The sequence below is a fragment of the Bacillus shivajii genome (assembly GCF_020519665.1).
GTDB classification, from domain to species: domain Bacteria; phylum Bacillota; class Bacilli; order Bacillales; family Salisediminibacteriaceae; genus Bacillus_CA; species Bacillus_CA shivajii.
This window is the reverse complement of record NZ_CP084703.1, coordinates 1,132,048-1,144,057: the sequence shown is the minus strand read 5'-3', so window position 1 is coordinate 1,144,057 and position 12,010 is coordinate 1,132,048. Positions and strand designations below refer to the sequence as shown.

13 protein-coding genes are annotated in these 12,010 nt (G+C 36.5%); 4 read left to right on the top strand and 9 right to left on the bottom strand.

Annotation, left to right across the window (positions count from 1 at the left end):
* Positions 1-197: 197 nt before the first annotated feature.
* A complete protein-coding gene (locus LGQ02_RS05515) occupies positions 198-869 on the bottom strand; it encodes an HAD family hydrolase (RefSeq protein WP_226517206.1) in 672 nt (223 codons plus the stop codon).
* A gap of 154 nt (positions 870-1,023) precedes the next feature.
* Between LGQ02_RS05515 and LGQ02_RS05510 the strand changes: the two genes are divergently transcribed.
* The gene (locus LGQ02_RS05510) at positions 1,024-1,215 is read left to right on the top strand and encodes a hypothetical protein (protein WP_226517205.1); all 192 of its coding nucleotides are present in this window, start codon (positions 1,024-1,026) and stop codon (positions 1,213-1,215) included.
* Between the two features lie 36 nt (positions 1,216-1,251).
* Here LGQ02_RS05510 and LGQ02_RS05505 read toward each other — a convergent pair whose 3' ends face one another.
* Entirely contained in the window at positions 1,252-1,605 is a 354-nt protein-coding gene (locus tag LGQ02_RS05505) for an aspartyl protease family protein (protein ID WP_226517204.1), read from the bottom strand.
* Positions 1,606-1,876: 271 nt separating this feature from the next.
* On the opposite strand from LGQ02_RS05505, the gene LGQ02_RS05500 reads away from it, so the two are divergent.
* Positions 1,877-2,539: a phosphatase PAP2 family protein gene (locus LGQ02_RS05500; protein ID WP_226517203.1), complete on the top strand. Its 663-nt coding sequence runs from the start codon at positions 1,877-1,879 to the stop codon at positions 2,537-2,539.
* A gap of 104 nt (positions 2,540-2,643) precedes the next feature.
* Here LGQ02_RS05500 and LGQ02_RS05495 read toward each other — a convergent pair whose 3' ends face one another.
* The 3 genes from LGQ02_RS05495 to LGQ02_RS05485 all read right to left on the bottom strand — a co-directional run bounded on the left by LGQ02_RS05495 (position 2,644) and on the right by LGQ02_RS05485 (position 6,351).
* Complete coding sequence (locus tag LGQ02_RS05495) at positions 2,644-3,294, bottom strand: glycoside hydrolase domain-containing protein (protein WP_226517202.1); 651 nt, start codon at positions 3,292-3,294, stop codon at positions 2,644-2,646.
* 215 nt (positions 3,295-3,509) lie between these two features.
* Positions 3,510-5,195 (bottom strand): ABC transporter permease, encoded by a 1,686-nt coding sequence (locus tag LGQ02_RS05490; RefSeq protein WP_226517201.1) that lies wholly within the window; start codon positions 5,193-5,195, stop codon positions 3,510-3,512.
* A gap of 28 nt (positions 5,196-5,223) precedes the next feature.
* Positions 5,224-6,351, bottom strand: coding sequence for an extracellular solute-binding protein (locus LGQ02_RS05485; RefSeq protein ID WP_226517200.1), 1,128 nt, complete (start codon positions 6,349-6,351; stop codon positions 5,224-5,226).
* A 318-nt stretch (positions 6,352-6,669) separates the two neighbouring features.
* On the opposite strand from LGQ02_RS05485, the gene LGQ02_RS05480 reads away from it, so the two are divergent.
* Positions 6,670-6,825, top strand: a complete 156-nt coding sequence (locus LGQ02_RS05480) for a DUF1540 domain-containing protein (protein ID WP_226517199.1) — start codon at positions 6,670-6,672, stop codon at positions 6,823-6,825.
* 95 nt (positions 6,826-6,920) lie between these two features.
* On the opposite strand, the gene LGQ02_RS05475 is transcribed toward LGQ02_RS05480, so the two are convergent.
* Positions 6,921-8,063, bottom strand: a complete 1,143-nt coding sequence (locus LGQ02_RS05475) for an extracellular solute-binding protein (protein ID WP_226517198.1) — start codon at positions 8,061-8,063, stop codon at positions 6,921-6,923.
* A 403-nt stretch (positions 8,064-8,466) separates the two neighbouring features.
* On the opposite strand from LGQ02_RS05475, the gene LGQ02_RS05470 reads away from it, so the two are divergent.
* Positions 8,467-8,820, top strand: a complete 354-nt coding sequence (locus tag LGQ02_RS05470; RefSeq protein WP_226517197.1) for a hypothetical protein — start codon at positions 8,467-8,469, stop codon at positions 8,818-8,820.
* Positions 8,821-8,876: 56 nt separating this feature from the next.
* Here the strand turns inward: LGQ02_RS05470 and LGQ02_RS05465 are convergent, their stop codons facing one another.
* The 3 genes from LGQ02_RS05465 to folE2 all read right to left on the bottom strand — a co-directional run bounded on the left by LGQ02_RS05465 (position 8,877) and on the right by folE2 (position 11,874).
* Positions 8,877-9,686 (bottom strand): TIGR03943 family putative permease subunit, encoded by an 810-nt coding sequence (locus LGQ02_RS05465; RefSeq protein ID WP_226517196.1) that lies wholly within the window; start codon positions 9,684-9,686, stop codon positions 8,877-8,879.
* Between the two features lie 12 nt (positions 9,687-9,698).
* On the bottom strand, positions 9,699-10,700 hold the full coding sequence (locus LGQ02_RS05460) for a permease (protein ID WP_226517195.1): 1,002 nt from the start codon (positions 10,698-10,700) through the stop codon (positions 9,699-9,701).
* A 271-nt stretch (positions 10,701-10,971) separates the two neighbouring features.
* On the bottom strand, positions 10,972-11,874 hold the full coding sequence (gene folE2, locus LGQ02_RS05455; protein ID WP_226517194.1) for a GTP cyclohydrolase FolE2: 903 nt from the start codon (positions 11,872-11,874) through the stop codon (positions 10,972-10,974).
* Positions 11,875-12,010 lie beyond the last annotated feature (136 nt).

Here is a 12,010-nt window from a genome sequence, read left to right as displayed (position 1 = left end):
CTATTTAAAAAATTCTCTTACCATTCTTATAATTGTCTTTGTCATCATTTTCATAAGAATTCAAGTGTGTATTTTCCCCATGAATGTCGTTTCTCTTTTCCGGTTTTCTTACCCCATATAAATCAGCTCTTCTTTGGCATTTATTTATACTATTTATGGAAAAACAATAGATAGGTTTCAATTTGCGAAGAAACTTATTATTCTTTATTGTGAAACACATCTTTAATGACGTACTCTAAGTTTTTCTCTTCCATAGAAGTTAGGCGTAAGTCATAATTTTCGAATGATAAAACAGATGTCGCTTCATTCGGGATCACGACACATGCGATTCCTGCTTTTTTTGCTGCTGTTAAACCGTTCACTGAATCTTCAAATGCTATAGCCTCATATGGAGTTACACCTAACTCCTTTAACGCATTTTCATATAGTTCAGGATGAGGCTTAACAACCTCAACTGTGTTCCCTGTTTGAATCGTATCAAAGAAATGTAATAGATCATAGCGTTTAAGGTGTTTGACTACCCACTCTTTCTCAGAGCTTGATGCCAGGCCGACCTTTAAACCTAGTGCTTTTGCTGTCTCAATATAACTTTTCACACCTGGACGTAACGTTTCACCTTCCATCACTTTAGTATGGTACTTTCGTGCTTTTTCTTCCATACTTTTACGATCTATCGCAGTTTCTAACTGTTGTTCTAGATACTTGTGTGGGTCGAACTCTTCCTGAGTCGTGTTACCGATACACTCAGCATATAATTCAAGGGGGAGCTCTAATCCATACTCCTTGTAGATGGTCTCATATGCTTTATACCACGGCGTCTCTGTATCTACAATGAGCCCATCACAAGCAAAAATAACTGCTCTTATCAACTTTATCATCCTTTTTTAAAAAGTGTACCATAATAATGCTTCGTCCACGTTAATCCTTTCATAAGACAGTCACTTTCAAGGTTTACCATTAGGAAATTGACATTATCACTGTTATAATGGGGAGTATAGTCCAATATTTGAAAGGTCGTGATGTGTGATGGACTTTTTTACCATGCCAGACCCATCGGAAACAAATTTTGCATATGCATATATTGTATTAATCATCGTGTTTCTTGCCACTTACTTCACAGTGCGAAAACTAAAAAAATCCAATGAAAAAGCAATAAAGGAACAAGAAAAACTAGAAGCACAAGCGTACGAGCTATTTGAAGAAGAGAGAAAATAAATAAATGAGCCAAGACGGTGATCCTGGCTCATTTATTTATTTTACATTCGCTTTATATAAAGTAAGACTCCCTAAATTGATCACAGCACCGACCTTCTTTAAAAAGTCGATACCTAATATCCCATCATACCCTTGTAGTTCGTCTATTGAAAATATCCCTACTTCAAAATCATGAATGGTTATATTACCAATTTTGATGAACTCAACTTCTTTATTGTCAGTGTCTACTTCATCTGTGATAAGTCCTAGTTTCAAAGCAGCGTCAGAAGATATTACCGTATTTTTAACCCCCGTATTCACTAATACACGCTGTAAATTAAGTTCATTCCCCGCATTCGTCATTGCCATCTCTGTAAGCAGAACTCCATCTTCTTCAATTAAATTTTTCATGGGAATCCCCCTTTTCCATAATGAGCTTATCTATATATTATCATAACCGTAATCATTTGTTAGGAAACAAAGTGTCTCATTTCGTAGAACCTTTGTCTAAAAGTGTAAAAAAACAACAAATGTTCTTGATTCCTTTCGTGTTCTCTTTTAAAATCAAAGAGATTGTTTAATCGAAGTCTTATAGTGAGCTTGGCATAAAAATGTTGCTAAAGGCTAGTGCTAAGCTTTTTTGCAACAACTTCATAAAGAAAGTGTGGTTTAAATACAAACTATGAAAAATAAACAACTGACACTACTCATCATCATCTCTTTTATCGTTTTTGCTGGATTATCGGTTGCTTCTACTTTCTCAAATGGGCTAGTTTTCGATAACGCATTAATTACATGGCTATTAAGTATATCTTCTCCAATTGTTGTAGATGTAATGAATGTTGTTTCACCAATTGGTTCTGGGGAAACAATATTAATTTTGATGGTTATCATTGCTTCTATTTTGATTTTTCTAAAAAAATATTATTATAGTATACTCGTCGTCGTTATAACTGTCGGAGGAGTCGCTTTAAACTTTGTGCTAAAAATTTTATTCCAACGTGAACGTCCCGGAGAAATGAGTTATATAGAAGTATTCGGTTACTCCGTTGAGTTAGCATCATACAGCTTCCCGAGCGGCCATACGATGCGTACAGTGCTATTATTTACTTTTATCATTTATATTAGCTATTTATTCATTCATAATACTGCATTAAGAGTATTAGCATATATCGTTTGCACCGTAATTATCGCAGGCGTTGCGTTAAGCCGAATTATTACAGGTGCACACTTCCCATCTGATATCTTTGCAGCAATAAGCATTTCGATCGTCTGGTTTGGACTCGTCGTTATGTATTTACCGAAACTCTTAGCAAAGAACCGATATACAAAGAAATTAATATAAAACCCAATACCCAATATAAAGCAGAGCAAATCGTGCTCTGCTTTTTTATACCTCCTTTTCCCTTCATTGTTCACAAAATTGTCGGGGACCTGGTCCCCGACAATTTAATGTAATTCTGTGTAAAGGCGTTGTTGCATAAGAACTGTATCAATTGGACATTCTGCTGCATCTCTTCCGTACTGCCAAGCCCAGACGTTTGCTTCGCAATTCGGTACTTCTGGATTAAACGGTGGATAATTTTGCTTTGTTGTTATTCCGGGCTCTGGCTCTGCACTCCATAAGACCGTTTGTACTCTCACATTTTCACTTCTTTCTACCGCTTCACAGTAAGCTGCTTCAAAATCACCTTCGACTGGATCATTATAATACCCAGGGCGATAATCACTATTTAAAAATGTATCTGCCCAGCCGATAAGCCAGTCAGCATCCACAGCAAAGAAATTTTCGATGTTTGCAAAGATAAAGACTCCTGGATTAATTCCTAACCGTCTTGCATTAAAGATGGCATTTCGTGCTGCAACTGTCCCTTCTCTGTACCCTACAGCTTCACTAAAACTATTACATATTGGCATTACTTTTATTCCATTATCTTTTAAAAAGGCTATCTCTTGCACCGTTAATCCTTCACTTACATCAGGTATGGTATTTAAATACCTTCCCCAAAAGTCTGGATGTCCGAAATTTTCTACAACACAGTCATATAACGCTTGGTCAGCTGCTGCAGCTGAATCTATTCCCCATATGATATTAGGCATTGCACACCCCTCCTAATCGCCAACTATATGCAAATTAGCTTGGCTATGTGTATGGAAACAAACGAAGACTAATTTCTATCGACGAAAGAACTTTACTTTAACCCTGCTTCACCACAAAATTTTCGGTGACCAGGTCTCCGAAAAATTTTGTGAACAAATAAAAAAAAGAAGCTGCCTAGTAATGGACAACTTCCTCATAAATGTTTGAACTTTAATTAATATTTCTTTAATAAATATCGTAACGGAATACACGAGATTAAAATGATTAATAAAGCTGCAGGTGCTGCTAAGTGATAATATGATTCATGTGCTTCATAATATATTCGTACGGCTAATGTATCAAACCCTGGTGGTCGTAACATAAGTGTCGCTGGAAGCTCTTTAATGGAGCTAACAAACACAAGTGCACCACCAGCAAGAACCCCGGGCATTATCGTAGGAAGGATCACTTTAAGCATGACTTTCCATGGTGGATAACCTAAACTTCTTGCAGCTTCATCGATTCTTGGAGATACAAGACTTAAGGAAGCCTCCCCTGCTTGCATGGCTTGTGGTAAAAAGCGTACAACAAAAGCAATAGCAATCATATAAAATGTATTATATAGAACAGGGATGTGGTTATTAAATATAAAGACCATACCGAGAGCAACAATAACTCCTGGAAGAGCATAACCTGCATAACTTAGCCTATCAATCGTACTCGATATAATGGATGGATATCTCGATTTTAAATAAATAATAGGCATAGCAAGCAACATACAGAATAAAGCAGCAAGTCCTGAAACTTTTAAACTATTCCATGCAAACTCAAAAAAGCGGTCATCTATCGCTCCCATACCTATACCTCGAATTGACCAATAAGTTAAAACGATAATTGGTAATACAACAGAAATGAAAAAGACTAAAATCACGTAAATTAACGTTAAAAATTTCCATTTACCTAAAGGTAAGATATCTGGGGCTTTATACGTATTTGTTGTTTGATAATACTTATTTTTCTTTCTTGTCCGTGCTTCGATCCATAAAATAACAACTGTTAAGGCAATTAATACTAAACTTAAAACTGAAGCTGCTGCAGTATCAAAGCTAGCTCTTTGGAAATAAATCGCAGCCGTAAAAGTAACATATCGAAGCATGGCAATCGCACCAAAGTCAGATAAAACATATAGCGAAATCAGGATTGCTCCTGCTCCTATAGCTGGGCGTAAAAACGGTAAATTAACTCTCCAAAAAACTTGAGAAGTATTGAGTCCTTGAGAACGTGCGACTTCTTCAAAGTTTCGATTCATTTTGCGAAGGGAAGCACTTGCAATAAGAAATACATACGGGTAAGTGAACATCGTTAATACAAAAAACACACCCCAAAAAGAATAAATATTTAGTGGATAATCACCAAATACATTCACTAACCAAGCAGTTTCTTGCCAATAATCGCGAACCCATCCACTTGGACCTATTACAATAATATAAGTCATAGCACCAACATACGGTGGAATAACAAGCGGAAGCGCTAACAACCACTGCCACTGCTTACGTCCTGGAATATCTGTTCGCACAACAAACCACGCTAGCGACACACCAATGATAATAGCAAATACAGTTACGGCAACGGTTAGTGAGGCCGTATTCCACATGAGTTCTGGTATTCGTCCATCTAATAGACGCTTCCATCTGTCTACTCCAGCAAACATTGAACGCCAAATGACATATATAATCGGAATAGACATTACCATTGCTACAATAAGTCCGCATAAAAGTAAGACAAGTCCTGGTGGGTCTCCACGCCAAATATCAAACCATTTTCTTCGTAAAAAACGGAGAAGGGCTGGAGAATTTTTTTCCCCAACCTTGGCATTTTCTTCAGTATTTATTTGTTTGTTATTATTGTCTTCTTTAGTCATAATGCCCTCTCCTAAGTTAATGCTTATATTATCTTAAATCAAGGTCTAATCCTGACTCTTCAATTAATTCTGTTGTACCTTGGAAGTAGTTACCAAGCTCTTTAATTTCCATGTCTTGAACTTTTAAGTCCTCGAATTCAACGATGTGAGGCTCTACTTCTTCTGGGTACTCCGCACCGTAATGGGAGTTAATAAGAAGCTCTAATGACTCACCTACAAATGCCACTTGGTTTTCAGGTTGTAGTACCCACTCAAGGAATACGTCTGCATTATCTGCATTTGGTCCACCTGATACAAGTCCAACCCCTGCAGCATTTGCTATCGCACCCATTTGATCTTCACCTTGGTCAAGATAAATGAAACCTACATTATTATCGTCTTCTAATAACTGCTGGTGGAAGTAATAGTTATTTACTAGTCCGAATGCATGTTCACCACTACCGACAAGTGCGCGAATATCGCTGTGTCCTTGTGTAATTGCTGAAGCATTTTCTCTAATAGACGCTACCCACTCAGCTGTTTTCTCATCGCCCCACTCGTAACGAAGTGCAGATACGTGTCCTCTCATACCACCGTTACCACCACGAGTAATTGCATAACCGTTTGGTACATCTGCCCACTTAGAGTCAAATAAGTCTTCACTGCTTGTTGGCATTTCATCTTCTGAAATCATATCTTTATTGTAAATGAAACCACGTGCTCTTGCCGAAATTGCGAAATATGCGTTATCATCTGCACGGAATTCCTCTGGAATGCTATCGATTCCTTCTGGATTAGATCCTTCTAATAATCCTTCACCGTGTAAGTAACCTAGTGCTCCTAAATCATTTGAAATATAAACGTCTGCTTGAACATTTCCTGATTCCTCTACAATCTGGTTAGGATCTGCACCGTGAAGAGCTAAAACTTCAATCCCTGTTTCATCTTCAAATTTATCAAGTAATGCTTGAACAAATCGTTCGTTACGTGCTGAGTATACTACAAGTTCCCCATCATGTTCCACTACTTCTTCTTGATCATTTTGCTCTTCTTGAGCTTGATCTTCATTCGCATCTTCTTCTGGCTCTGATCCACCATTATCATTACCACAACCAGCTACAACAAATAAAGATAATGAAATTAGTCCAAATAAAATAAATTTCAATTTTTTGTTCATTTTAAATTCCTCCTCTGTATAAATACAACAAAGTTAATTGAGAATGATTATCAACTTTTTTGATATTCTCAGTATAGTAATAGTGAGAATCATTGTCAATTAAATTTAAAAGAATTTTATTATTTTATTGATAATCGTGAACAAATTATGAACATATTAATTCATGTGTTGTATGGCGTTGCTTTCAGTTATATATTACTTACTTTATATAGTTCATTATATCTGTTTTCCATACAATTTCGTTGATCGTTTCTTTACAAATTCGTGAATACCAGTCATCAATATAAGGAAACATTTTAAGTATAAGGGGGTGTAATAATGGCAATTGATGTTTTATGTGAAGTTAATAACTGTAAATATTGGTCGGATGGCAATAAATGTGCTGCAGATCGCATTTATGTCGTTAGCCATACTGGGAAAAAAGCTAAAAAACAAGAAGAAACTGACTGTAAAACCTTTGATCCTGAAATTTAATATTTTCTTGCCTATAAAAAGGAAAATGATTTAATGAAATACACAGAAAGGTTGGGGACAGTTCTCCCCAACCTTTCTTTGCAATTCTTTAATTATTATCTTAAATCAAGGTCTAATCCTGACTCTTCAATTAATTCTGTTGTACCTTGGAAGTAGTTACCAAGCTCTTTGATTTCCATGTCTTGAACTTTTAAATCATCGAATTCAACGATGTGAGGTTCTACTTCTTCTGGGTACACCGCACCGTAATGCGAGTTAATAAGAAGCTCTAATGATTCACCTACAAATGCCACTTGGTTTTCAGGTTGTAGTACCCACTCAAGGAATACGTCTGCATTATCTGCATTTGGTCCACCTGATACAAGTCCAACCCCTGCAGCATTTGCTATCGCACCCATTTGATCTTCACCTTGGTCAAGATAAATGAAACCTACATTATTATCGTCTTCTAATAACTGCTGGTGGAAGTAATAGTTATTTACTAGTCCGAATGCATGTTCACCACTACCGACAAGTGCGCGAATATCGCTGTGTCCTTGTGTAATTGCTGAAGCATTTTCTCTAATAGACGCTACCCACTCAGCTGTTTTCTCATCGCCCCACTCGTAACGAAGTGCAGATACGTGTCCTCTCATACCACCGTTACCACCACGAGTAATTGCATAACCGTTTGGTACATCTGCCCACTTAGAGTCAAATAAGTCTTCACTGCTTGTTGGCATTTCATCTTCTGAAATCATATCTTTATTGTAAATGAAACCACGTGCTCTTGCTGAAATTGCGAAATATGCGTTATCATCTGCACGGAATTCCTCTGGAATGCTATCAATTCCTTCTGGATTAGATCCTTCTAATAATCCTTCACCGTGTAAGTAACCTAGTGCTCCTAAATCATTTGAAATATAAACGTCTGCTTGAACATTTCCTGATTCCTCTACAATTTGGTTAGGATCTGCACCGTGAAGAGCTAAAACTTCAATCCCTGTTTCATCTTCAAATTTATCAAGTAGTGCTTGAACAAATCGTTCGTTACGTGCTGAGTATACGACAAGTTCCCCATCATGTTCGACTACTTCTTCTCCTTGATCTTCTTCCTCATTTTGCTCTTCTTGAGCTTGATCATCATTTGAGTCTTTTTCCTGCTCTGCACCAGCTTCATCATTGTTTCCGCAGCCTGCAGCTACTAATAATGCTAATGAGATAAGTGCGAATAAAATAAATTTAAAACCTTTGTTCATTTCTTCTTCCCCCTATAATTTTATGTAGTTGATTTAATTGAGAATGATTATCATCCCCACCAACAATTCCAAGTATAATGATAATGAGAACCATTGTCAATTAGTTCTCGGTATTTTTTTTATTTTCATTTCTGAATATGAACAAATCTTGAACACGTTTCATTATCAACCGTGGATTTAACAATAAATATTTGGGTTTATTCTCAATTTCACTTACAAATCTTTCAGTTTAGACTTCTTCTCCCTTCATTTAACTTTCTATTCTTTTCTTAAAACCGGTCATTATGGGATGAGACCCCCCATCCTTCTGTGCTTTTCTTCGTACTGAGTTCGTTTAAAGAAATAATATTTATGGTTATCCTACTAGATTAAAGGGAAAGATGATGTACAAGGAGGGATAACTATGACTAAGGAAGATCCAAGCCACCACGTTCATGAAAACCATCCTCATCAGCATAGTATTGCGTGCGGTCACACAAAAATTCGCCACGGTGACCATATCGACTATGTCCATAATGGACACCTCCATCATGAGCATGATGGACATTGGGATGAGTGCAAAATACCAGTTAGTGAAACCAACCCAGATGAATGTAACGAAATAAGCTGTGGATGCAACCATGAAGAGGATTGTGGGCATGAACTTGTACCTCACGGAGATCATATGGACTATTTAGTAAATGGTCGCTTACACCATGTTCATGGAGATCACTGTGATGATCACGGGCCAGTTGAGTTAGTAAACGTTCAGAATTAGTATAATGAAAGATTGGCCATAACAAGGGATAAACCTTATTATGGCCAACTTTTTTCTTAGGGATAGATATATGGATTTTTCGGTTGCTCGACTTTTTCCCATTCTCTTACTTCAACTATAGGTGTGGATTGTTCATTAATATCTAATACACCTTTCATTCTTATCCAATCATTTTCATTTTGTAACCGTTCATCCTCAACCGATAATAATAAGCCCATGACATGAGCATCTGCAACACAATGTGTCACTAAAAACCTTGCGATTAAAAGATGATCTTCAGAAGCAGATTTATCAACGGAAATGAACCCTTCCAACTCTATCTCTTTCCCATAAAAAAGATCTGGATAAGTTAAAATACTGTTAACATAAGACACAAAATTCTTTTTATCCACTGTTAATACCCGACTTTGCTTCATTTCTTTAATGACATGAGATAACTCTATTTCTGACCGCTCTTCTAAATGAAATGTTTCTCCTTCGTTATGTGAATAACAAATCCCTCTTTTTACTGCCTCGGCGGCACCCAACTCCTTATAAGGGAGGAGAAAACCTGTAAATAAGGGAAGGAAAATAATTGAATACGTAATAATACTCTTTCCTTTGATATGCTTCACATCATCAGTTTCGTGATTGCATCCTAAAATACTGCAATAGTCATGATCTTCTGCTTGCTCTTTCGTAAGAAATATTCTAGGAACTTGAATAAAAAAAAGAAATAAAAAAATAATTGATGCTACTTGACTTAAACTTGTATATTGAGGATTAATAAATCGATCAATCTCCCCTGTATGGTGTAACATAAAAATAAATCCAGAAAACATTAATAAAATAAATGCTTTTATTGCTTGCTGAGAGTAAAAGATCATTTCAATCCCTCCTTAAATCCAAGGGTGTACAATGAATAACACACTAAAAACAGTGACAGTGATGATAATCATGAGAACAATGACAAAACGTAGTTTAAATACTGCCATCATCATAATTGTGTTTTTTAAATCTAACATTGGTCCATATATAAGAAATCCAAGTAACGAAGCATCCGGAAACATATGCCGAAAAGAGGCTCCAATGAATGCATCCGCTTCGGAACATAATGATAATAAGTAAGCTAGTCCCATCATAATCGCTGTAGAGTATACAATCCCTTCTCCCAGACTTAATATAGCATTTGTTGATACATATGTTTGAACAAAAGCAGCTAATATCGCTCCGATAACCAAGAACTTCGCCACACTGAAGAACTCATCTACAGAGTGAATAAACATTGCTTTTATTCGCATCGATAACGGAAAGCGATATGTAGAATGATTAGATTCATTTACATTTGTTGAATGTTTTAATTGGTTGCGTCTGAAAAGGAGACTTATAATAGCTGTAATAATTAATGCAATCATAAGACCAAGAACCATCCGTAATAAAGCCATTTTCACATCTTGACCGAAAGCAACATACGTTGAAAAAATAACAATTGGATTAATTAATGGACCGGTCAAAAGAAAACCAACACCAGCAAAAATTGGTATTCCTTTGGATACTAATCTTCTAACGATAGGTACAATTCCACACTCACATGCTGGAAATAGCGCCCCAACAACACAACTCATGCAGACTGCCATCAACCGATTCTTTGGAATTAACCTTTTTATATGCTCTTCTGTTACAAATACTTGAATCATCCCCGCTATAAAAACACCTACCAGTACAAACGGTATTGCTTCAATTAATATACTAAGAAAAATGGTATTAAACGCTAAAATTGACTGAGGGAAAAAATACGGTTCAATAGCCGCTCCTCCATTTAATACTACAAGATACAAAACAAGAGCTAAGATGAGGAAGCCTGTAATTTCTACAATATTTTGTTCAATACGCCGTATCATTGAAACCTCCAACTTTTTTATTTACAGAAAATATATATGTGGACAAGAAGGATTCATGATAACAAATCGAAATTATTACGATTTAATATAAATAACTCAGTCGCTTATTCTTATCGACAAAGAAAACGGGACTGAACCGAGATCTTCTGAATATACTTGCGGAGCATGACAAATGCTCACCGTCCGCTACAGGAAACACATTTCTAAAAATACCCACGTGCCAGGCACGTGGGTATTTTTGGAAATCACAGAGGTTATGGGATTGATCATCTTACTTCCTTTTATCTACTATGATTCTTGCTATAGCATCGTGAAGATGAATTGACTCTTCGTTACGGCATTCAACTGAGAAAGAACAAACCTCGTCTATCTCATATAACTCAGCTGCGACAAGTCTTGTTACATCCTCTACAAACCTTGGATTTTCATATGCTTTCTCTGTAACTGCCTTTTCATCCGGTCTTTTTAAAACCGGATATAACAAAGCACTTGCACTTGATTCAGCAGCCTCTAACAACATGACTTTCCAATCTTCTTGTTCATTCATATCTTTAAGAACAGCCTCTATTTTTATGTAACCTCTTTGATTATGAGCGCTATACTCACTAATTTCTTTTGAACAAGGACATAGCGTCGTAACAGCAGCCGTGAGTCCAACATTGACATCGAACCCTTCCATTTCTTCATAGCGAACATTTATAAAGCAATCCGCGTGCATCATCCCCGTTTTTCCCAACGCTGGACTTTTCCGTTCAAAAAACCAAGGAAAACTTACCTTTAATTGAGCTGATTGTTGGTCCATTCGATGCACCATTTCCTTTGTAAAAGAAGTTAAACGGTCCAAGCCTACTGAAAAACCTTCCTCGTGAAAATCATTCATAAGTTCCGGTAAGCGGCTCATGTTAATTCCTTTATTCTCTCTTGGCAGAGATGTTGTTAATTCAAATGTTCCGATTGATGTTTGCTGACTAGGAGTACCTTTCGATTCAATCATAATAGGATGCTTCACTTCTGACACACCGACAGCATCTAAATCAAAGAAGAAATCACGATCCGTATTTTGCAGATCAACCATTTGCTCCTTCACTGAAGGTTTATTGCCTTTAACCGGCGAAACCGAACCAAAGAGGAGATGACGTTCTTCTCTCGATGGTATAAAATCACTTTTCTTCATAATAAAAAATCCCCTCTCACAAATCGTAATCATTCTTATTAATAAATTTCAAATATATTTTAGAACTCTCTCTTTTTAAAAGCAAATAAAATGAAATTGAAATTCTCCCTCCCTCTTTGACAAAAAAGCATTTCAT

Coding starts and splice junctions, on each gene's coding strand:
- LGQ02_RS05505 (WP_226517204.1), bottom strand. CDS start 1,605: ATGAAAAATTTAATTGAAGAAGATGGAGTTCTGCTTACAGAGATGGCA.
- LGQ02_RS05500 (WP_226517203.1), top strand. CDS start 1,877: ATGAAAAATAAACAACTGACACTACTCATCATCATCTCTTTTATCGTT.
- LGQ02_RS05495 (WP_226517202.1), bottom strand. CDS start 3,294: ATGCCTAATATCATATGGGGAATAGATTCAGCTGCAGCAGCTGACCAA.
- LGQ02_RS05490 (WP_226517201.1), bottom strand. CDS start 5,195: ATGACTAAAGAAGACAATAATAACAAACAAATAAATACTGAAGAAAAT.
- LGQ02_RS05485 (WP_226517200.1), bottom strand. CDS start 6,351: ATGAACAAAAAATTGAAATTTATTTTATTTGGACTAATTTCATTATCT.
- LGQ02_RS05480 (WP_226517199.1), top strand. CDS start 6,670: ATGGCAATTGATGTTTTATGTGAAGTTAATAACTGTAAATATTGGTCG.
- LGQ02_RS05475 (WP_226517198.1), bottom strand. CDS start 8,063: ATGAACAAAGGTTTTAAATTTATTTTATTCGCACTTATCTCATTAGCA.
- LGQ02_RS05470 (WP_226517197.1), top strand. CDS start 8,467: ATGACTAAGGAAGATCCAAGCCACCACGTTCATGAAAACCATCCTCAT.
- LGQ02_RS05465 (WP_226517196.1), bottom strand. CDS start 9,686: ATGATCTTTTACTCTCAGCAAGCAATAAAAGCATTTATTTTATTAATG.
- LGQ02_RS05460 (WP_226517195.1), bottom strand. CDS start 10,700: ATGATACGGCGTATTGAACAAAATATTGTAGAAATTACAGGCTTCCTC.
- folE2 (WP_226517194.1), bottom strand. CDS start 11,874: ATGAAGAAAAGTGATTTTATACCATCGAGAGAAGAACGTCATCTCCTC.